The 742-nt window shown below is 61.1% G+C and carries 1 protein-coding gene; it reads left to right on the top strand.

Going from position 1 to position 742, the window contains the following annotated elements; all coding sequences use genetic code 11:
* On the top strand, window positions 1–742 hold a 742-nt coding region (locus tag AYK65_RS31320), incomplete at both ends, for an AMP-binding protein (protein WP_139793429.1).

Here is a 742-nt window from a genome sequence, read left to right on the forward strand (position 1 = left end):
CGCCCCGCGGCTGCTGCTTGCCGACACGGCCGGCCGCGAAGCGCTGGGCGCTGAGGCCATCGCAAGCCTGACGGTGATCGATCTCGACACCGCCACCCCCGCCTGGGCCGACCAGTCCGCTGACGATCCCGACCCGCGCGCGCTCGGCCTGACCTCCCGGCATCTCGCCTATGTCATCTACACCTCCGGCTCCACCGGAACGCCCAAGGGAGCACAGAATGAGCATCGCGCTATCATCAATCGCCTGGCCTGGATGCAGCAAGCCTACGCTCTCAAGGCAACTGACGTCGTCTTGCAGAAGACCCCATTTGGCTTCGATGTCTCGGCCTGGGAGTTCTTCTGGACATTGCTTGAAGGGGCCAGCCTCGTATTGGCACCTTCGGCTGCACACAAAGACCCCGACGCGCTTATAGACTTGATAATCAACCAATGCATCACCACTGCACACTTTGTACCCTCCATGTTGGTCAGCTTTATCGATGCAAAGGGTGTCGACCGCTGCACATCGCTGCAGCGTCTCCTGTGCAGTGGTGAGGCGCTTCCCGCCTCTCTTGTGCGCAAGGTTGGACGCGTATTGCCTTGGACTGGCCTGCACAATCTATACGGTCCCACGGAAGCTGCCATCGACGTTACAGCCTGGAACTGCCCCGATGACTTTGACGGGACGATTGTCCCGATCGGCCGTCCGATCGCGAACACGCGGATCTATCTTCTGGACGCTCATGGTCAGCCCGTGCCGTTT

It is taken from the genome of Ensifer aridi, from assembly GCF_002078505.1.
GTDB classification, from domain to species: Bacteria; Pseudomonadota; Alphaproteobacteria; order Rhizobiales; family Rhizobiaceae; genus Sinorhizobium; species Sinorhizobium aridi.